The organism is Nocardia sp. Marseille-Q1738, assembly GCF_965283145.1.
The window spans coordinates 99,903-120,099 of sequence record NZ_CBDIMS010000005.1 but is presented as its reverse complement, the minus strand read 5'-3'; the positions used below and the strand labels follow the sequence as shown (position 1 = coordinate 120,099).

The following is a 20,197-nucleotide window of genomic DNA, read 5'->3' as shown; positions in this document are numbered from 1 at the left end:
CCCACCGGCGCGGTTGGCCGGGGCGGCTCCGGGTAACCGGTCGTCAGTCTTCCGAAGGGGTGATCCATGCGGACCATATCGACCGATATCCCGGCCAGGCTGGATCGTCTGCCGTGGTCGCGCTGGCACTGGATGATCGTGATCGGGCTCGGGTCGGTATGGATCCTCGACGGGCTCGAGGTGACCGTCGTCGGCAGCGTGGCCAGCCGGTTGTCGGATCCGGGCAGCGGCCTGGACATCACGGCGGCACAGGTTTCCGGCGTCGCCGCGGCGATGTACGTCGCGGGCGCGGGCTCCGGCGCGCTGTTCTTCGGTTGGCTCACCGACAGATTCGGCCGCAAGAAGCTCTTCCTGGTCACCCTCGCGGTGTACCTCTGCGCGACCGCGCTGACGGCACTGTCGTTTTCGATGTGGTGGTTCGTGATCTTCCGCTTCCTGACCGGCTTCGGCATCGGCGGCGAATACGCGGCGATCAACTCCGCGATCGACGAGCTGATTCCGCGGCACTACCGCGGACGCGTCGACATCGTCGTCAACGGCACCTACTGGCTCGGCGCGGTCGGCGGTGCGCTGCTGTCCATCGTCGCGCTGAACACCGACCTGTTCGCGCCGAATGTGGGCTGGCGCTTGACGTTCGCGCTCGGCGCCGTATTCGGGCTGGTCATCCTGGTGGTACGCAGGCATGTTCCGGAAAGCCCGCGCTGGATGTTCATCCACGGCCACGAGGACGACGCGGAGCGGACCGTCGCCGCGATCGAACAGCAGGTCCGCGCCGACACCGGCGCGGCGTTGGACGATGTCTCCGATCAGCGGCTCGTGATCCGGCAGCGGCGCGCCATCTCCTTCCGCGAGATCGCGGCGGTGATGGTGCGGCATTATCCGCGCCGCAGCGCGCTCGGACTGGCGCTGTTCATCGGACAGGCGTTCCTCTACAACGCCATCACGTTCAACTACGCGCTCATCCTGTCCAGAGCGTTCGGCGTTCCCGACCACCGGGTCGGCTACTACTTCGCCGTCCTCTGTTTCGGCAACTTCCTCGGGCCGCTATTGCTGGGCAAACTTTTCGACACGGTCGGCCGCAAACCGATGATCGCGGGCAGCTACCTCGGTTCCGCCGTGCTCCTGCTGGGCACCGCATGGCTTTTCGCGGCGGGCCAGTTGTCCGCCGTGACGCTCACCGCGTGCTGGACCGCCGTGCTGTTCGTCGCCTCGTGCGGCGCGAGCGCGGCCTATCTGACCGTCAGCGAGATCTTTCCGATGGAGACCAGGGCGATGGCCATCGCCTTCTTCTACGCGATCGGGACCGTCGCGGGCGGCGTCGCGGGACCGCTGGTGTTCGCCGAACTGTCCGACGAGGGCGACCCCGGCAAGACCGCGCTGGCGTTCACCATCGGCGCGCTCGCCATGTTCGCCGCGGGGCTGGTCGAGCTGGCGTACGGGGTGCGTGCCGAACGGCGATCGCTGGAGGAACTGGCCGAGCCGCTCAGCGCGACCCACGAGCCGGCCCGCACGCCCGCCGCTCAGCCGCCGCCCAGCGGGTAGGGACGGCACTGCGTGGTGTCGGTCGCGGTGGCCCGGCCGCAGCCGTAGATCATCACGGGCTCGGCGGTGGCCGAGGGATCCCAGATCTGCTCCACACTGAGCAGGCCGACCCACTTGTCCTGCGCCACCCGCCCCGCGTACGGGCCCTGGCTGACCGAGAAATCCAGCACGCCGCTGCTGGATTCGATCACCGGTTGACGCGGCAGATCACGCAGCGCGGCCCATACCGCGGCCGGGCTGATCGGGATCGGTTCGGTCCAGACGCCGGAGACGGCGGGGGCCAATGCCTGCACGGCCCGCACGAACAATCCGACCGCGTCATAGGTCAACGCGACGCGCTCGCCCAGCGGATGCAACTGAACCCGTTCACCCAAGGGCTTGTCCGTTTCGGCGCAGGCGTTCCAACTCGGGATCTCCGGATCCACGGTGGTGGCGAGGTTGTAGAACTCGACGCGGCTGCGGAATCCCTGACCTTTGTTCCGGCAGGTGACCAGGCTGGCTTTGGCCACGTAGACGAGCGGGCGTGCGCTGTTGGCCGCCCGGCGCCGCTCCGCGCTGGCCATGAACCGGTTCACCGAATCATCCGCGATCAACATGACGCGCTGGTCGCCGCAGGCTTTGTTGAGGCTCTGCAGGAAATCGGGAAACTCCGAATCCCGGCCGGCGAAGAACAGCACCTCATCGCACGCGTCCGTGTTGTCCGCGTTGACGAACGCGTCGCGCAGGTCCCACGACCCGTCCCAGATCGCACGCCCGTCTTCGGCGAGGATGTGCAGGTCCGCGGCCATGTTCTCGGTATAGAGATCGGTCGGATCGGGACGGTGGTAGATCCGCACCCCACGCCCGGCCAACCCCGGAAGGGAGTTCAGATACTGCCTGATCATGTCGGCGATCTCGTAGTTCGGCGGGGCGATCTGGAAATACAACGGCGAGGACCGCACCATCTCGTCGGCCGACAGACTAGGCGCCACCATCGGCACGCCGAGCCCGGTCAGCGCGTTGATCATGGCCAGTGTGGCGGTACGGCTCTGATCGAGTCCGATCGCCCCGACGATGCCGGGCTCGGCGCGGATCAGCGGGGCGAGCAGCTCGACGACCTGTTGGCCCTGCAGGTTGGCCGGACCGGTATTGGCCAGCAACAGCCGGATCAGCGGGACCGTGTCCGGCGTGACCTCCGCCGACGGCGTCACCGATTGGAGCGCGTGGTACTGGGCGAGCGCGAGTCCCTCGATGTCCTCGCTCTGCGCCGGGTAATCGCCCGGAACACCGGTGAGCTGGCCGAAATAGACGAGGGTGAACAGCGGCCGGGTCGGCTGCGCACGGGCCAACTGCTCGGCGCGCAGATTCTGCCGGTACACCCGCCGCTGCACTTCCACCAGGCGGCGACTGCCCGGCTCATCGCCGGCGAACAGGAAGCCGCGACCGCCGGTGGCCGGATCATCGGGATCGTAAGCGCTGAAACCGATGCAGTTGCCCTCCTCGCCGGGCACGACTCGCACCCACCGCACGGCGTCGCCGGTGCCGCACGCGGGCGTGTCCGTATGCCATGGCCGCCATACCGCGAACCCGCCCGCGGCCACCGCGATCAACACCACCAGCAGTCCGACGCTCACCGGCTTGCCCCGGCGCGCCCACCATGGCGGTGTGGGCGCTGGTATCCGCCGGAACGGGGCCGGCGTGCGATCGTCGGCTCCGGTGCCGGGCACCGTGAACCACAGCTGCCAGGCCCGCGGTCGCTGACGCTGCCGCGCGACCGGCAGCTGCTCCAGCCAGAGCTCGTACCACCGCCGCAGGTCATAGGCCGGTTCCGCCCGTTCGCCCTCCGGCGGGGTCCGAGTGCCGATCAGCACCAGCAGCGGGTCGTCCTTGCCGGTTTCGTTGCGGACGTCGTTGATCAGGTCCAGCAGGCGTGGACCGACTTCGGCGTCGACAGCGCGCAGGACGACGACGGGATAGGTGGTTCGCCGCGCCGCGCCGATGCTCCACCACCGGCGGCGGTAGGCCACCCGCAGATCCTCGAGAAAGGCATGTACCAGCAGTTTGGCCAGTTGCTCCGCGTGCTCTTCCTTGCGGGCGCGCTCGGTGAGCCGGTGGGCGAACCCGACGAACTGACTCGATTGCTCCGGCGCCAGATACTGCTGACGCATGAACCAGCGGAACTCGCGCCCGACGCCCGGAATGCGTCCGCTGGTACGCGCCCGGAACACCGCCGTCGGCAACACGAGCCGCAACACCCCCAACAGCATGCGGTGTAGCGGTCCTACCCCCGAGGAGTGCGCTTCACCGAGCAGCTCCTCGCCCCATCGGCCCAGGTTTTCGCGCAGCAGCTTCGCCAGCTGGTCGAGCTCGTTATCGGAGTCGAGTTTGCGCGCCATCAGCCATTCGGCCAACCGGTAGCGCCGAAAGGGCAACGGGCGCAACCGTCCGAAGCGATCCGCGGACAAACCCTTGCAGAGGCTGTAGAGCAGTTGGCGCAATGTCGTCAACCCTGGCGCCGTGTCCTCCGCCACGGAGCTGCCGTCGGGCAAGGGTGCGAGATTCGCCGCGTCGACGCTCACGTGCACCGCGCTGCCGAGTGCTCCGGCGAACATCTCCAGGCAGGCCTCGACATTGGCGAGATCACCGGATAGACCCACCATCGGCAACATCCGTTCGCCGCGCGGCGGCCGTGGCACCAACAAGCGCAGCAAGTCTTCGAGCACAACGACTCCCTGGAAGGAGACTCCTCTGATGCCGGACATAAACGCCCCCGCGTCCTCCGCCGAATGTGACGATCTATTGAAGCAGACGCCAAAGCTGTTGGCACCCTGGCGCATAGACGATCCACACTGCATAAACGTACTGGTCATCCGACATTCCGATTATGTTCCTGCTCCTACCCGCCCCCGGCACAGTGGTTTTCGTCATGGCCGATATTCAGCGAGCTTCCGTGCCAGCCACCACTTCTTGGACACGACGCGGTCAACCGATGCCGCGATGCCGATTCGGCTCATCCATTCCGACATCCACACCTCGACGCCGGTGGTGCCGTCGTGCAGATCCTCCAACTCGATCGACAGGACGGGATTTTCGGTCCCATAGGCGCCCAGACCGATCCCCCGCGACTGGTAATTGAACGCTCCTTCGCCCTTCACGGCGCGCCAGCCGGCACCCGCGAAGTGCTGCTGGACCGCGGCGCCGACCACGCCGACCGGCGCGGGCACCACCATGACGAGATGCCGCCTGGCCGAGAACGTCAGCGCCCATCCGCCGACCACCAGGAACACCAGATAGATACCGATGAAAACAAGTCCTGTCTCGAATCCGACCGAAAAAGCGGCGAGCAAGCCGACGACACCGACGACCACCGCGAAGACGAATATTTCCACTACCATGCTCCCCACTGGGACGGCCGAAGACGGGGGCCCTGCATCCAGCGCTTCCACCGAACCCGCGGAATCGAACGTAGCACCGCCGCCCCATTCGGAATGTCATTCGAATGATCGACCATCAATGCGAAAATGGGCTGGATTCATCCGGATTCGCACGAGTCGTCGGCTATCCCCTGATCGACCGATACCGCCGCACCGGTCCGCGGTCTAACCTCCGTGGCAACACTTCGCATCGACTCGAGGCATCGCAGGGCGAGCGATCGTCGCTGAAACGTGCGGAGTCCCAATGCCGTCGGCTGGACGGAAGGCGTGAAGTCATGACTCGTCAGGAAGTCTGTTCGATAACGGTCTCCGCCTCGGCCCTGAGCGAGCTGATCCTCGCCGTGCACGCGGCGGCCGAACAGCCAGGATTCGCGTCGTCACGGCGATGGCGTTACGGCAACGTCGTCGGCATCGGCAGACCCCGCATGCGGGACCTCGCCATCGACACCGCACGCTCCAGGCACCACGCCGGGCATCCGATCGCCGCGTTTCGCGTGGTCACCCACCACCGGATCTCGGTGGACGTCGTCTTCGAGCTGAATGGAGCGCATGCCTCAGTACAATTCCACTGTGCGACAAGCGGTTCGGCAAATGCTGCCGATCGAGAGACCTCCTGGGCCGAATTCCTCGCGGCCACCACGTCGGCGACACTCACCGCGGCCGACGTCGCGGCCCGGCTGTGCCGCCGGGCCGCGAACGACGCGGAATGAGGTCTCGGCTCACAATTGATCGATGCCGACGAGCTCGTCCTGCAGGGCTCGCGCCACCAGCGCGGCCTTCGTCGGGGCCGGTCGGCCGACCGCGGCGTACTTGTCGCGGATACGAGACAGGTGCGTATTGACCGTGCCGAGCGAAATATAAAGGCGGCGGCCGACTTCCGTTTTCGAATCGCACTCGAACCAGGCCAGGAGGACTTCGACCTCGCGACGACTGAGCGGCGGGCGCTCGGGACGACGAACCGCCTCGTGGTGGCAATCGGCTGGGACACCCATGGGGTCTCCATTTCTTCTTTTACTGATGCCGAGTCCCCGACTCGTACAAGGCAATTCGATGGATGTTCACTATGTAATCGCTGGCGGTACGCCAGGTCACTCCGCGCGCCGGACCACCGGGACTCGGATGAGAGCGAAGAGTCTCAACCGACGCCGTAACGGCGTGGCCGTGCGACCGGATCAACTCATCGACAGGTCGCGTTCCGTGCCGCGACGCAGGGGCATAGCAGGGGCAAGGAGTAGCCGATTTCCACCGACGACCATGCCGTGATCGAGCTCGTGCAGACCGGACTGAAACTCATGATCGAGCAACCCGGCAAGCTTCTCGACGGCGGCCTACGCAGCGAGGACGTGATCAATCTCGCGAACTGTTCGCATGCCACGTTCTACCGGAAGTTCGCCACGAAATCGCGGTATCTCGCGGCGGTACTCGACCACCTGGTCGATACCGCGCCTGGGCTGCCCACCGACATCAGAACGCACGTGCGCGTGGCCTTGGCTGCCGCGGGCGGCGACCGGCGACGGGCGCTGCGCATGCTGGTGCACGAACATTTCGACCAGGTCTTCGACAACGCGGCCGGCACCCGCAGGCTGCTGGCGACGGCGCTCGGCCCGACCGACCCGCGGACGGCGCGGACGATGCGCTCCTCCTATCACCGCGGCGACGAACTGATTCTGCAGATCTTCGAGGTTCTCTTCGCCCACAGCGGCGCGACGTTGCGAAAGCCGCTCACCGTCAAGAGTTTCTGCGTCGTGCTGACCGCTGTGCTGGATGGCTTCCTCATGCGCCACCGCGCCGAACCGGAGGCGGTGACGGCCGAACTGGTCGCCGACGCCATCCTGGCGGTGCTCAACGTGGCCGTCGACAGTGCGCAACGGCACGGGCACATCGACGACGCGATGACGGCGATCGAGGCTCCCCGCAGCGATCCGTCGAGCCTGCCGAACGAGCCGCGGGCCGCCCTGCTGACCGCGGCCAGGAACGAATTCACCAAACGCGGCTACTTCATGGCGAGCATCGCCGTGATCGCCGCCGAGGCAGGCGTTCCGCTGGACGCGGCCCTGCGAATCTTCCCGACCAAGGCGCACGTCATCGTGGACGCGCTCGAGCCGGCCCACGAGAAGCTGGGCCGAGGCATCGCCGACGACATCGCGCTGGACCAGGACGTCGTCTCCGTTGTGGAGCACCATTTCCGGCGTTTCGCGCGCCTGGTCGCCGACGAACGTGCGTTCATGGACGCGCTGGTGGCGCTCGTCGCCCACGACACGTACGCAGAGCCGGACGGACTCATTTCGGTGCAACGCGAGTTGAACTTTCCCGCCCTGCTGGTTCCCGTGATCGAACACGGACAGCGCGACGGCACGTTCGCCGACGACCAGCCCGCCGCGGACCTTGCCGACCTGCTGACCAACGCGCTGCTACTGCGTTGCTTCACTCGTCGGGCGGCCAGTCCGGAAGAGAACGCGTCTTTCGTCTTCAGATTGACGCTCGATGGACTGGCCAATGCGTCGGCAGCCCGCTGAACAGCGCATTCAGGGTCGCGCCCGTCAGTTGCGGCTCGGGTCCGGGGTGGAGATTTGCGGGCGGGTGCTGCGGCGATGGGCCATGACCTCGGCCCACCAACCGCTCAATGGGCTGGGGTCGGGCCACACGATTCGATCTCGATCGTCGTCGTCTGCGACGTGCGCTTTGGGTTTCTCGATCACGATGACGTTCCTCTGCGCTGAGCTGTAGGTGCGGAGGGCCCTCGTGTTCGCGCGGCGCCGGTGGTTCGCGACGAATCGCTTCGAATCGGCTGGTCGTCGAGCAGCGCAGGTTCCTCGCCCGTGGGTCGGACGACCACGCTGTCGGTCCGATATATACCACCAATACCACGCGGAACGCAGAACGAACTGATCTTTACGGTTTTCGGCCCGCGGCGCCTCGTCACACCCCCGGGCCACTCGACCAGCGGAAATCGTCACTCGCCCCGGTCAGCGCCCACACAGCGAAGGGCCGGGCGGCCACTCGCCACCCGGCCCTTCGAGCTCTTGGCGTCAGCGGCCGCCGCGGCTGTGTTCGCCTCCGCGGACCTTCGCCTCGGTCGGCTGTGCTTCCGCGCCCTTACGCCCGGCCGCACTCGGATCGGCTGAGTTGCTCTCGCCGAAACTACCGGTGCTGGCCCTGCCGCCACGACGCGCCTGCTCCTCGGTGTCCGAACGGTTGCCGAACTGACCTGGGTTCTTCGGATCAGGCATTCGCGGATCCTCCTTCGGTGCGTTGGAACCAAATCGGTGACCGTCGGCAACGGCCACACCGAAGTGCTACCCGAAGCGATCCGGAGCAATCGGCGCACCGCCAAAAATTTCCGAAAAGCGTTCGCGCACAACCGGTACGGCAGCGTAAGAGTGGCACAGAACACGCTCGTGCGGGCACAGGTGTGTGGTGATTCGGAACGGTATCCGCGGGTACTCGTCCAGCGTCCCGCTGGTCCGAACCCACCGCGGCGCCAGCCGCGCGTTCGCAGACGCGGATCAGCGGCGAGGATATTCGTGCGCTATGGGAAACCAGGTGATACCGATGGCCGACCTTCGGCGGATAATCGAAAAGCACGGCCCCTTCGCATCGGTCTGTTTCGACAGTTCACACGACACCGAAGACGCGGCGCATCAACTCGAACTGCGGTGGAATTCGATCGACGCCAAACTGGAAAGCAGCGGGGCGCGGCCGCGGATACGCCGGCTGCTCGCCCAGGAGATCGAACGGCATCCCCCGACGCAGGGGCGGTGCGGCAGACTGCTCATCGCCGATGAGACCGAGGTGCTCGCCGACGAGCGACTGCCGAGCCCGCCGGACGCCGAGACGGTCCGAGTGTCGCCGCTGCCCTATCTGCTGCCGCTGATCGAGACGGAGTCCGAGCAGATACCGCACGTGGTCGCCGTCGTGGACCGGGTGGGCTCGGAGCTCTACTCGCTCGACGAGCACGGCGCCGAATTCGACGAGGCCCTGCGCGGAGCGGATCATCCGGTGCACAAGGTGCGCCGCGGCGGCTGGTCCCATCGCACGATTCAGCAGCGGGTGGAGAACACCACCCGGCGCAATATCCGCGAATTCGCCCGCGAAGTGGACCGTCTGGCCGACACGGTGCACGCGGACGTCATCGTGCTGGCCGGAGAGGTGCAGGCCCGCTCGGAGTTGCGCGCGGAGATCGGCTTGAAGGGGCGGGAGGTCATCGAGGCCGAATCCGGCACACTGGCGCCGAATTCGGATCCCAAAGCGCTCGACGCCGAAGTACGCGAGATCCTGCACGGGGTCGCGACCGACCGGTGCCGGCAGGTGCTCGACCGCTTCGCCGCGGAACTCGGGCGTCCCGACGGCTTGGCGGTGACCGGGCTCGCGGAGACCTCCCATGCCCTCCGCGCCGCCAATGTGGAACGGCTGCTGCTCAACCCCAGGGCGCTGGGCGACCGGCTGGTGGTGGCCGGAGCCACCCCGAACCCGTTGCTCGGCACCGTCGCGAACGGCATGGCAGGCGAGATGCGCCGGGCCGACGAGGCGCTGCCGGTGGCCGCGCTGGCGATCGACGCCGCGATCACCGTGGTGGACGACGCGACAGCGCTGCGCGACGGCGTCGGCGCCCTGCTGCGGCACTGTTGAGTCCGGCGATCCGGATCGGACCGCCGAGCATCACCGCTTCGGAACGCGCTCGTGGACGGTCAGCAGCAGGTGGTCGAAGGCGGTCTGCACCTGCGGTGGCGCCGGGGGCACCCGGTCGATTTCGGCGAGGAGATGTGCGGCCAGGTCACGAAGCTTGACGTTGGTTTCCTGCGAGCGCCATTGCAATACGTGAAATGCCTGGTCGGCATTGATCCGGTACACGTGCATCAGCACGCCCTTGGCTTGCTCGATCACCGCACGCGACTCGACCAGTTTCGGCAGCGTGTCGTCGAGCAGGTCCTGCCGTTCCTCGGCGATGGTGGCGGTCAGATCGATGTAGTAACCCGCGGTGCCGACCACGGTGCCGTCTTTGTCGGTCAGGGTGTCGCCGAGCACGATGACGTGGTGCACCGACCCGGCGGTGTCGATGATGCGGTGGCGGCTGCAGAACGGTTGGGCGTTGCGGACCGACTTCTCGATCGCCTCGGCGACATGCTCCCGATCCTCGGGATGCTTGTGCGCGAGCAACAACTCCGTAGTCGGCGTCACCGTGTCCGGCGCGTAGCCGTGCATCGCGGCGACTTCATCCGACCATTCCCACCGCTGATCGCCGAACCAGAACCGGAAACTCCCCGTAGTTTGGGGCGTGCCCGCTCCCACCACCCGGGCTACCGCTCCTTCGGCCGTGTCCACGATCGGGTCGCCCGACTCGTTCATCGCGTGAGTGTGCTCCTAGCTCCTACTGGGGCTTCAGTCTAGTCCCGCATCCGCGGTGCGCTGGGCACACGCTGCCGCTCGGCCCGGTATCACGATCATGCCATCGGATCGTCCGGACCGAGGTGCGACGAGGCGGTTCTACAAAGCTAAGGCGTGCGCCACTTCTCGTCCGGCAACAGAGTGCTGGCCTGCGGGCCCATCAGGAGCATTCCTCCGTCGACGACGTACGAGGCGCCGGTGACGTAGCCCGCCGCCGGTGTCGCGAGGAAGGCCACCACCGCGGCGACCTCCTTGGCGTGACCGGTACGTCCCAACGGCACTCCCGGCCGGTACTGCTCGCGCGGATCGACGTCTTCTTGACCGGTCATCGGTGTCGAGATCTCGCCCGGCGCCACCGAGTTCACGGTGATGTCGTGTTCGGCCAGTTCCAGCGCCAGCACTTTCGTCAACGCCCCGAGGCCCGCCTTGGCCGCGCAGTACGGCGCGGCGCCGACCCGGGGCGCGTGCTCGTGCACGCTGGTGATGTTGATGATCCGCCCGCCTCTGCCCGCCGCGATCATGTGCCGGGCGGCGCGCTGCGCGCAGAGGAACGCACCATCGAGGTCGACCGACAGGACGTGCCGCCAGGTATCGAAGTCCATGTCCATGACCTTCTGGGCCGACCCGGTACCGGCACAGTTCACCAAGACATCGAGGCCGCCGAGCTCGTCGGCCAATTCATCGATCACCGCGGCGGCAGTCGGCAGATCCGCCAGATCGAGCCGGCGGATCGCGGCGGTCATGCCCCGTTCGCGCACCTGCGCGGCGGTGTTCTCGACACCCGGCCGGTCGCTGTGGAATGTGAGCCCGACATCGGTTCCTCCGCCCGCGAGGGCGACCGCGACCGCCGCACCGATGCCGGAGTCACTCCCGGTCACCACGGCGCGCAGCGGCGCACCCGCGCGATCCTCCGGTAGCGGAGCTGTAGTACGCATGGTCTGCGGCTACCCGGTCGTCCTCGGCTCACACCCCGTCGCGGTGCCGCCATATTTTCCCCCGCCCAGACCCTTGCGCGAGACGAAAGTTGGTGCTATAAGAAATCTGTGTCACTTGGCACAGGTTTTCTGATTCGTTCTATGCAGAATAGAGTGAGTTGGAGGTGACGACCATGCTGATGCGCACCGATCCGTTCCGCGACCTGGAACGCTTGACGCAGCAGGTGTTCGGCACGGCCGCAGGGCCGACGGTGCTGCCGATGGACGTTTGGCGTGAGGGTGACCAGTTCGTGGTCGAGATCGACGCCCCCGGCATCGACCGGGATTCCCTCGGTCTGGAGGTCGAAGGAGGCGTCGTGACGGTCCGGGCGCGCCGCCCGGAGCTCGACGCCAATCGGGAGATGGTCGCCACGGAACGCCCGCGCGGTGAGTTCAGCCGCGAGCTGTTCCTGGGCGACAATGTCGACACCGAGCACGTCCGCGCCGACTACCGCGACGGCGTCCTGCGTCTGGCGATTCCGCTCGCGGAGAAGGCCAAGCCGCGCAGGATCGAAATCGCCCGCGGCGCCGGGCACCAGGCGATCGACGCCTGACCCGTCGCTCGAGTGGGAGGCAGGTCATGACCGGTCTCGTTCCGTGCTCGCAGTCGCCCGACGACCTGGACGTCTGGTTGCTCGACCCCGACCTCGAACAGTTGTTCGCCGAGGTCGATGCGATCCTGTGCGAAGCCCGTGACCGCATGCGCGGACCCGCGTACCGGTGGATCCCGGCGCCGAGGTCGCGTCACGCGGGAGGCCTGCAATCCGTCCAGGACCCGCTGGGGTCGCGTGACCGACGACCCGAGACCGGACGCGCCACCCAGCGTGGTCCTCCGCAGAGGCGTAGTACGCAATCGCGCTGCGAACTACAAAAGCGACGAAGTGAAAGCGAGGTGATGCCCGTATTCGACCGTTAGACACCAGCTCCGCGAAATGCCGTCGCCGACCCTGCACTCGGCGCATTCGAGCACAGCGTGCGACCCGCTCTACGCGCACCGCCACGCCCGTGGCATTGCAGGGATGACGGCACTACGCGGGCTCCTATGCAGAGGTACGCCGTTCTCCGCCGGGGAGGGGGTAACAGGCCCCTTCCCCGGCCTGGTATCCCCGGCCGATCAGCAGCGACAGCACCACAGCGCTCACACCGCTGGCCGTACGCATCCGCGACGCGTTCGACTCCGCCGAAGCCGCCGACCGCATCGAGCAGTCCTTTCTCGCACGCCGATCGTGATATCGGCGGTGCAGTGGGTATTGCCGAGTAGTTGCTCCCGCACCGCGGTGACACCGCAAGGCACCATTCCGCCCAGTTCGGAGGTTGTCGTGACCAGCGATCCACAACAGGCGAAGCGCCCGGTGAGCGCGCTGCTGGCCGGCCCATACGGGCACCCGTTCCATCCGATCCTGGTGACCGTTCCGATCGGCGCGTGGGTGGCCAGCCTGGTGTTCGACATCGGCTCCCGGGTCGTGGACGATCCGGATTTTCTCGCCGAAGGCGCGCTGTGGCTGATCGCGATCGGCGTGCTGGGCGCACTGGCCGCGGCCGCGATCGGGTTCCTGGATTTGCTGGCCATCCCGAGCGGCACCCCAGCGTTCCGGACCGGTCTGCTGCACATGAGTCTGAACCTCGCCGTCACGGTCGCCTTCGCGATCGGTTTCCTGTGGCGACGGGCGGGCGATGGGGCGCACGGCCCGGTCGCCCTCGGCCCGCTGCTGCTGTCCGCGGCGAGCCTCGCCGCGCTGGGTGTCTCGGGCTTCCTCGGTGGAAAGCTCGCCTACCACTACGGCGTCCGAGTGGCCGACGAGGCCAGCCAGGCCGCCGGCTTCCAGCGCTGATCCCCATTCCTTCGCATCGAAAGGAATCGTCATGGCCATCGCGGCATTGATCACCTGGCTGCTGACCGCGGCAGGCGGTTTCGTCCTGCTCAGCACCTGGATCTCGAAAGGCGCCACCCGGCAACCCGACACGACCCAGCTGCCGCCGCCGGCCGTCTTCGGTCACTTCATCCTCGCCGTCGCCGGTTTGATCGTCTGGATCATCTATCTCTTCGCCGACAAAGACGCCCTCGCGTGGACGGCGTTCATTCTGCTCCTCCCTGTGGCCTTGCTGGGTTTGTTCATGTTCGCCCGCTGGCTCCCCGTCTACCGCGCACGGGCCGCATCCGGCACGCAGGAGGCCGCCGAAAGCCACTTTCCCGTGGCGGTCGTCGCGGGTCACGGCGTATTCGCGGTCACGACAGTAGTTTTGGTGTTACTGACCGCTCTCGGCGTCGGTGGAAGCTGACGCTACCGGGCCGACCGCTGAGCGCTGCCGGTGTCCCGGCGATTGCTCAACGTCAAAAGCGCGGTCCCCATGGCGAGCGCCAGGAGCCCCGCGACGTCTTGGGGCATCACGAACCGCACGGATTCAACGCGGGCGTTCGGACCAGAATCCGCATCTGTGTCGGACAGCGAAGTCGTTGGACATGGTGCTGCCGGTCGCGCGCATGATCAGCACTGGACCGTCGGGGGCCTGACGGCTGCGCTCGGGCCAGGCGGACCATGGGGGCAAGCCCGGTCCGTTCGGGTCGCCGGTGTGAGCGAAGGTGGTCCACCATCGCTGCATCTGCCGGGCGAAGGCATCGGACGCGCCGGTCCACGGGATCGGCACGCCCATCAGGCTGGTGAACAGGTAGGGCAGTTCGGCGGAATGGAAGGCGCCCGGCAGCACGGGATTGGTGTCGCCGAATGGCGCCTGGTCGAATTCGTACTGCCACAGGGGATGTCCGGTGTCGCGCGCAACGCGGCTGGTGAGGAGTGCCGGGCACGCGAACAGACCGTCGGTGATGACCGCGGATTGAGCGGCCGCGGGTGCGGGATAGTTATCGAGGGGGTACTCGGCGAGCACTCGATCGGCGTAGGTGCCGAATGATTGGCGCACGTAGCGTTCGTAGCTCGCGGCATCCGGTGCATGACCTCGCGCGTAGTCGGATTCGGCGACGAACAGCGCCCCTTCGTTGCTGTTGCTTCCGACGATGAGGGGAATTTTCCGGTCGTCGACCTCGAGTGCGACGGCGAGTGGGCGCGTGACGACGACACCGTCGATGCTGGGCACCCAGATGGGCACCGGCCCGTCGAATTGGACGGTCGGCGACTCCAGGAGTTTCGCCGCGGGCAGCGTCCGCAAGCACGCCAATTGTGTCGCGGGATCGCCGCATCCGACGCTTTCGGCGTAGCGCTGCGAGCGCGCGAAGGCATCCTCGCGGTTGCCGGGAACCAAAAACGACTGTGCGCAGGATCCGCTTTGGACGATGGCTTTGTGGTACAGGCCGTCGGAGCCGGGTGCGGCCAGGTGGGTACAGACGCTTCCACCACCGGCCGATTCACCGAAGATCGTGACGTTGGCGGGATCGCCCCCGAAGGCGGAGGCGTTGTCGTGCACCCACCGCAGCGCGGCTTGTTGGTCCTGGATACCGACTGTTCCGGTGGGTCCACCCGACTCGGCGGCCAGGTCGGGTAAGGACATGAATCCGAACGGCCCGAGGCGGTAATTGGGGACCACCACGATGACGTCGCCTTCGGCGACAATCCGGGAAGGGGCGTCGTATTGGCTGTTGGAACCGGTGACGTAACCGCCGCCGTGGAAGAACACCATGACCGGCAGGTTTCTGTCGCGTGCGCCCCCGGGCACGTAGAGGTCGATGGTCAGGCAGTCTTCGCTGGTAGGGCCGGTCGGTGGGGTGCCGGGCAGATATCCGTTCTGCGGACACAGCGGACCGTGGGTGAGCGCCGGCCGGACGCCGGGCCACGGTTCCGCGGGCCGAGGGGGGCGAAAACGCGCGTCGCCGCCGGTGGGTGCGGCAAACGGGATGCCCAGGTATTTGACGATTCCGTCCGCGGCGAACCCGGAGATTTCGCCGCCGGTCACGAACACGGTAGGTGGCGGTGACGCGAGCGCCGGAGCGCTCGTGAACGGGAGGCCGATCGCCGCCATTCCGGAGATCGCGGATCGCATGATCGAGCGAATCATTGCTGCCCCATACCTCCGATGCGGTCGCTGAGGTCGGCAGCAATGACCTTCATCAGGCCGCCACACACCCACGACAACACCGTCGGCTATCGGGTTACCCGCACCACCGGACATACGGATCCAACCCTGACCGGATGGGCAGCGGCCAGCATGATCCGCCCTCATCGCCCGCGGCCATCAGCCCAACCACAAGCCCTCGACCAGCCAGGCACATGGCATCTCGGACAGATGCTACAGCGGCCCGCAGCGCGTCGACGCGCACGGCGCAAGCCTCGGTAACACTCGCGGCCGACCGGCCCGGATCAACTTCCAGAAAGCAGAGCGAGTTCCTCGGCTAGGATCTTGACGGTATCGCGAATCTGGTCTTCGGTATGGCAGGCGGTGACGAAGAACCGAAGGCGCGCAAGACCTTCCGGTACCGCCGGATGCAGGATCGGGTTGACGTTCACGCCTCGGCGCAGCAGTGCGTTGGACAACTGCAATGTCTTCAGCGAGTCGCCCACGATGCACGGAATGACGGGCGTGTCGTGGCTGTCGCCCGTGTCGATCCCCGCTTCGCGGGCCAGGTGCAGGAACAGCCGGGCGTTGCGCCGCAGACGTTCCAGCGGCTCGCGGTCGGCTCGCAGCTGCCGGATCGCCGCCGCCGAGGCGGCCGCGTTCATCGGCGTCATGCCGACGCTGTAGACGAATCCGGGCGTGGTGTATTTCAAGAAGCGGATCAGCTCCGCACTGCCCGCCACATAGCCTCCGCAGCCGGCGAGCGCCTTCGACATGGTGCCGGACCACAATTCGACATCGTCGCGGTCGACGCCGAAGTATTCGCCGATTCCGCCGCCGCCCTCGCCGAGCACGCCGACGCTGTGCGCCTCGTCGATCATCAGCAGCGCCTTGTGCTTCTTCTTGATCGCGATGATCGCGGGCAGATCGGGAATATCGCCGTCCTGGCTGTACACGCCCTCGATCAGAATGAGAACTCGCCGGTATTGGTGCCGGATCTCGGTGAGCAGCCGGTCGAGCGCGGCGTGGTCGTTGTGCGGGAACGGCCGCCGCGTCGCGCCGGACAGCTTGCAGCCTTGCAGGATGCTGTCGTGCGCCAGGGCGTCGTGGATCACGAGGTCTTCCGGTCCCGCCACATGCCCGATGATCGTGACGTTGGTGGAGTGGCCGCCCACGAGCGCGATGGCGTCCTCGGTGCCGAGCAGGGCGGCGAGTTCGGCCTCCAGCTCGCGGTGCACCGGCTTCTCGCCGGAGAGTATCCGGCTGGCCGAGCACGAACTCCCGTAGCGCGCCACGGCGTCCTGGACGGCCGCGACGACCGCCGGATGGCCGGACAGGCCCAGGTAGTTGTAGCTGGAGAAATTGGTCACCGGTTCCCCGTCGATCACCGAGGTGTCGCTGGTGACCCCGTCGTTGACGAGGAAGTAGGGATTGGGCAGACCGAGTGCTTCCGCGCCGGAGAGTCGGTCGGCGATCGCCTTCACCTCCGGGAAGTCGGCGATCCGGTACTCCGCCTCGACGGCGGCGGATCTGGGTTCGGAGGCGCTCGCAGCCGTCGCACCCGGGCTGGAAGCGGGCACGCCCGAACCGGGTCCGCCGACCCGACCGGTGACGTAACCGATCATGTCGCCGAGCGTCGTGGTCCGCGTGAACCAGGCGGGGTCGATGGTCAGTCCGGGCAGCTTGCGGATGAGTCCGGCGAACAGGTCGGTCAGCATGAGCGAATCGAATCCGAGGTCGTCGCTGAGCGTTTGCGCGTCGCGGAGTCGATCGATCGGGAATCCGCTCACCCTGGCCAGTTCCGCGCGGACCACACCGGCGGCCGTGTCCGCGGCGAGGGCGGTGTGCCCGGCCGCCGTCTGCGGGGCGACCGACTGGGGCGCCGCCATCGGTGGGACGGCCGGTTGCGGAGCGCCGCTGTGCCCTGTGCCTGCCACCAGGCTCGCCAGCACCGCGTTCTGCTCGCGGAAGAACGAAATCACCTGATCCATGGTCGTTTCCTCGGTATGGGTGGAAGTCGAAGGGACGGTGGGCGGTTCGACCCAGAACCGGTGCTCGGTGGCGAACTCGTACACCGGCAGGCGACGGCGCACCCGCTGGGCCGGTTCGTAGAGCTCGTCCCAGTTCGGGTTGGATCCGTCGCGGTACAGCGCGGCCAGCGTCTCGGCCAATTCGCTGCCGGTCGCGGCGGGCCCCGGGCTGGGTACCAGGCAACGCGCCGCCAGGCCGGGACGAATCCGGCCGACCAGAGCCGCGAGCACGCGGCGCGGACCGACTTCGATCATGTGCGTGGGACCGGTGCCGAGAGCGGCCTCGATGGCATCGCCGAACCGGACGGTGGCACGGACGTGCTCGGTCCAATACGCGGCGTCCATCGCCTCGTGCTCGCCGAGCAGACGGCCACGCACGGTCGAGTAGATCGGAAGAACCGGTGCCCGATAGGTGCATTCGCGGGCGATGGCCTCGAACCGCTCCAGCATCGGCGCCATCAGCGGACTGTGGAATGCGTGGGAAACGTTGAGCTCCTTGATGCTCACCGCACGCGTGGCGAGCACATCCCGAACCCGGTCCAGCGCGGCGGCCGCACCGGAGAGCACGAGTTCTCCGGGTCCGTTGACCGCCGCGAGCGCGACGTCCGGTTCGTTCGCGATCAGCTCGGCGATCTGTTCGGTGGTTGCCCGCACGGCGAGCATCGCGCCGTCGTCCGGCAATCGTTGCATCAGCGCGCCGCGCGCGACGACCAGTCGGCAGGCGTCGTCCAGGTCGAACACCCCGGCCACCGCGGCGGCCGCGAATTCGCCGATGCTGTGACCGATCAGCCAGGCGGGCCGGACGCCTGCGTCGGCAAGCGACTTGGCGAGCGCGTACTCCATCGCGAAGATCGCGGGTTGCGCGAGTTCGGTCCGGTCGATGTCGACGCGCTGGTCGAGCAGCAGCTCGCGCACCGAACGGCCGAGGTGGGCCGTCATGGCCTGATCCACCGTCGCGAGGGCGCGCCGGAACGATGGGCTCGCCGCGTCCAACGCCCTGGCCATTCCCGCGAATTGCGAGCCTTGGCCGGTGAACATCCAGCCGATGCGCAGCGGTTGCGCGACACCATATTCCAGGTCGCCACGCAGACGAGCGATCGCCTCGTCGCGGTCGGCGGCGACGATCGCGAGCCGGTGTGGGCCCGACGCCTTGGCGCGATTGCTCGTCCAGCAGAGCTGCGCGAAGCGATCCCGCGGCACCGCCGCCAATGACTCCGCCATGCGATGCGCGTTGCGCCGCAGCCCCGCCGCGCCGTTCGACGACAGAGTGAGCACGCCGCCGCCGGACGCCGAGGGAGGTTCCGCCGCGGGTGCGCTACCGAGCACGATGTGGGCGTTCGTGCCACCGATGCCGAAGCTGCTGACACCGCCGTGCGCGGGCCGGTCCAGCGGCATCGGTTCGGCGAGCAGTCGCAAGCCGTGCTGCGCCATCCGCAGCCGCGGGTTCTCCTGGTCGGCGAACCTCGACGGCGGAACGACACCGTGGTGCAGAGCGAGTGCGACCTTCATCAAGCCCGCGACGCCGGCTGCTCCCTCGGTGTGGCCGAGATTGCCTTTGATCGAACCGATTCCGCAGGGACGCACGCGGTTCTTCGCGTGCCACTGCCCCAGCGCCTTGACTTCGATCATGTCGCCGAGCACTGTGCCGGTGCCGTGCGCCTCGAGGAAATCGACGTCCTCCGGCTGGACTCCGGCCCGTTCGCACGCCGCGCCGATCACCTGCTGCTGCGCCCAGCGGTTCGGTGCGGTGATGCCGTTGCTTCGCCCGTCGGAATTGACCGCGCTGCCCTTGATCACCGCGTAGATGGGCAGGCCCGCGGCCTGCGCGTCGGCGAGCCGCCGCAGCACGAGCACGGCTACGCCCTCGCCGCGGACGATTCCGTCGGCATTGCCGCTGAACGGTTTGCACCGCGCGTCCGGCGCGGAGAGCCCGGCTCGGGTGTAGAACACCCCGACAGCCGGGGTCAGCACCAGGTTCACGCCACCGGCGATCGCCTGGTCGCATTCTCCGGAAGTCAATGCGGCGCAGGCGAGATGGATCGCCACCAGCGAGGACGAGCAGGCGGTGTCGACCGCCATGCTCGGACCCTTCAGGTCGAACTGGTAGGACAGCCGGTTGGCGGTCATGAAGTATCCGTTGCCCGAGCCGTGCTGCGGCGTGATCGCCGCATAGTCGCTCATCTGCAGGTTGGCCCATTCGTTGGCCATCACCCCGACGAAAACCCCGGTCCGCGAGCCGGCCTCGGCGCGAGGATCGAGGGTGGCATCCTCGAAAGCCCGCCAGGTGGCCTGCAAGAGCAACCGCTGTTGCGGGTCCATCGCCTCGGCTTCTCGCGGAGTGATACCGAAGAACTCGTCGTCGAACGCGTCGGCATCGTCGATGAATCCGCCGCTGCGGGTGTTGATCGTGCCGGGCGCACCGGCCGGGTCGTGGAAGTCGTCGGCGTTCCAGCGGTTCGCCGGAACCTCGGAGATCACGTCGCCTCCGTCGATCAGCAGTTGCCACAGCGCTGCTGGATCGGGTGCCTGCGGGAATCGGCAGTCGAGGCCGACGATGGCGATATCGGTCATGCGGCGAGGGCGAATTCGGCCGCGATATGAGCGGCGATGTCAGTGATGGTGGGGTGATCGAAGACCAGGGTCGGATCCACTTCCAGCGACCACTGGTCCTCGATCTCGCCGCACAGGTTGATCGCCGACACGGAGTCCAGGCCGAGCTCGGCGAGCGGGACCGCGGGATCGACCTGGTGGGGTGCGCGTTCGGTGTAGTCGGCCACGCGCTCCACCAGCCATCCCTGGATGGTTGCCGGGCAGGTGACGGCGGTACTGAACATGTTTCGGCTCCTCGACG

17 protein-coding genes are annotated in these 20,197 nt (G+C 67.4%); 7 read left to right on the top strand and 10 right to left on the bottom strand.

The window, feature by feature from the left end; genetic code table 11:
• The first annotated feature begins 66 nt into the window (after positions 1–66).
• A complete protein-coding gene (locus ACWPXK_RS20025; RefSeq protein ID WP_454197679.1) occupies positions 67–1,542 on the top strand; it encodes an MFS transporter in 1,476 nt (491 codons plus the stop codon).
• Here ACWPXK_RS20025 and ACWPXK_RS20020 read toward each other — a convergent pair.
• Positions 1,521–4,244, bottom strand: a complete 2,724-nt coding sequence (locus tag ACWPXK_RS20020) for a hypothetical protein (protein WP_454197678.1) — start codon at positions 4,242–4,244, stop codon at positions 1,521–1,523. The two genes, ACWPXK_RS20025 and ACWPXK_RS20020, sit on opposite strands and share 22 nt — an antisense overlap.
• A 201-nt stretch (positions 4,245–4,445) precedes the next feature.
• On the bottom strand, positions 4,446–4,916 hold the full coding sequence (locus ACWPXK_RS20015) for a hypothetical protein (RefSeq protein ID WP_454197677.1): 471 nt from the start codon (positions 4,914–4,916) through the stop codon (positions 4,446–4,448).
• Between the two features lie 314 nt (positions 4,917–5,230).
• On the opposite strand from ACWPXK_RS20015, the gene ACWPXK_RS20010 reads away from it, so the two are divergent.
• Positions 5,231–5,665, top strand: coding sequence for a hypothetical protein (locus tag ACWPXK_RS20010; RefSeq protein ID WP_454197676.1), 435 nt, complete (start codon positions 5,231–5,233; stop codon positions 5,663–5,665).
• Between the two features lie 9 nt (positions 5,666–5,674).
• Here the strand turns inward: ACWPXK_RS20010 and ACWPXK_RS20005 are convergent, their stop codons facing one another.
• The gene (locus ACWPXK_RS20005; protein ID WP_454197675.1) at positions 5,675–5,947 is read right to left on the bottom strand and encodes a LuxR C-terminal-related transcriptional regulator; all 273 of its coding nucleotides are present in this window, start codon (positions 5,945–5,947) and stop codon (positions 5,675–5,677) included.
• A gap of 267 nt (positions 5,948–6,214) precedes the next feature.
• Here ACWPXK_RS20005 and ACWPXK_RS20000 point away from each other — a divergent pair, with 267 nt between their 5' ends.
• Positions 6,215–7,471, top strand: a complete 1,257-nt coding sequence (locus ACWPXK_RS20000) for a TetR/AcrR family transcriptional regulator (protein ID WP_454197674.1) — start codon at positions 6,215–6,217, stop codon at positions 7,469–7,471.
• Positions 7,472–7,495: 24 nt separating this feature from the next.
• On the opposite strand, the gene ACWPXK_RS19995 is transcribed toward ACWPXK_RS20000, so the two are convergent.
• Both ACWPXK_RS19995 and ACWPXK_RS19990 read right to left on the bottom strand, forming a co-directional pair.
• Entirely contained in the window at positions 7,496–7,654 is a 159-nt protein-coding gene (locus ACWPXK_RS19995; protein WP_454197673.1) for a hypothetical protein, read from the bottom strand.
• A 330-nt stretch (positions 7,655–7,984) separates the two neighbouring features.
• Positions 7,985–8,185, bottom strand: coding sequence for a hypothetical protein (locus ACWPXK_RS19990; protein WP_364329326.1), 201 nt, complete (start codon positions 8,183–8,185; stop codon positions 7,985–7,987).
• 322 nt (positions 8,186–8,507) lie between these two features.
• On the opposite strand from ACWPXK_RS19990, the gene ACWPXK_RS19985 reads away from it, so the two are divergent.
• Positions 8,508–9,584 (top strand): Rv2629 family ribosome hibernation factor, encoded by a 1,077-nt coding sequence (locus ACWPXK_RS19985; protein WP_454197672.1) that lies wholly within the window; start codon positions 8,508–8,510, stop codon positions 9,582–9,584.
• 30 nt (positions 9,585–9,614) lie between these two features.
• Here ACWPXK_RS19985 and ACWPXK_RS19980 read toward each other — a convergent pair whose 3' ends face one another.
• The gene (locus tag ACWPXK_RS19980; protein ID WP_454197671.1) at positions 9,615–10,301 is read right to left on the bottom strand and encodes a PAS and ANTAR domain-containing protein; all 687 of its coding nucleotides are present in this window, start codon (positions 10,299–10,301) and stop codon (positions 9,615–9,617) included.
• 146 nt (positions 10,302–10,447) lie between these two features.
• Positions 10,448–11,275, bottom strand: coding sequence for an SDR family oxidoreductase (locus tag ACWPXK_RS19975; protein ID WP_454197670.1), 828 nt, complete (start codon positions 11,273–11,275; stop codon positions 10,448–10,450).
• 173 nt (positions 11,276–11,448) lie between these two features.
• Between ACWPXK_RS19975 and ACWPXK_RS19970 the strand changes: the two genes are divergently transcribed.
• From ACWPXK_RS19970 to ACWPXK_RS19960, 3 genes are all read left to right on the top strand, one after another.
• Positions 11,449–11,868, top strand: a complete 420-nt coding sequence (locus ACWPXK_RS19970; protein WP_454197669.1) for an Hsp20/alpha crystallin family protein — start codon at positions 11,449–11,451, stop codon at positions 11,866–11,868.
• A gap of 765 nt (positions 11,869–12,633) precedes the next feature.
• Positions 12,634–13,146, top strand: coding sequence for a DUF2231 domain-containing protein (locus tag ACWPXK_RS19965; RefSeq protein WP_454197668.1), 513 nt, complete (start codon positions 12,634–12,636; stop codon positions 13,144–13,146).
• Between the two features lie 31 nt (positions 13,147–13,177).
• The gene (locus tag ACWPXK_RS19960) at positions 13,178–13,594 is read left to right on the top strand and encodes a hypothetical protein (protein WP_454197667.1); all 417 of its coding nucleotides are present in this window, start codon (positions 13,178–13,180) and stop codon (positions 13,592–13,594) included.
• 123 nt (positions 13,595–13,717) lie between these two features.
• Here the strand turns inward: ACWPXK_RS19960 and ACWPXK_RS19955 are convergent, their stop codons facing one another.
• From ACWPXK_RS19955 to ACWPXK_RS19945, 3 genes are all read right to left on the bottom strand, one after another.
• Complete coding sequence (locus ACWPXK_RS19955; protein WP_454197666.1) at positions 13,718–15,304, bottom strand: carboxylesterase/lipase family protein; 1,587 nt, start codon at positions 15,302–15,304, stop codon at positions 13,718–13,720.
• Between the two features lie 317 nt (positions 15,305–15,621).
• Positions 15,622–19,917 (bottom strand): type I polyketide synthase, encoded by a 4,296-nt coding sequence (locus ACWPXK_RS19950; protein ID WP_454197665.1) that lies wholly within the window; start codon positions 19,915–19,917, stop codon positions 15,622–15,624.
• Positions 19,914–20,180: an acyl carrier protein gene (locus ACWPXK_RS19945; protein WP_454197664.1), complete on the bottom strand. Its 267-nt coding sequence runs from the start codon at positions 20,178–20,180 to the stop codon at positions 19,914–19,916. Before ACWPXK_RS19945 ends, ACWPXK_RS19950 begins: the two co-directional genes overlap by 4 nt.
• Between the last annotated feature and the right edge of the window lie 17 nt (positions 20,181–20,197).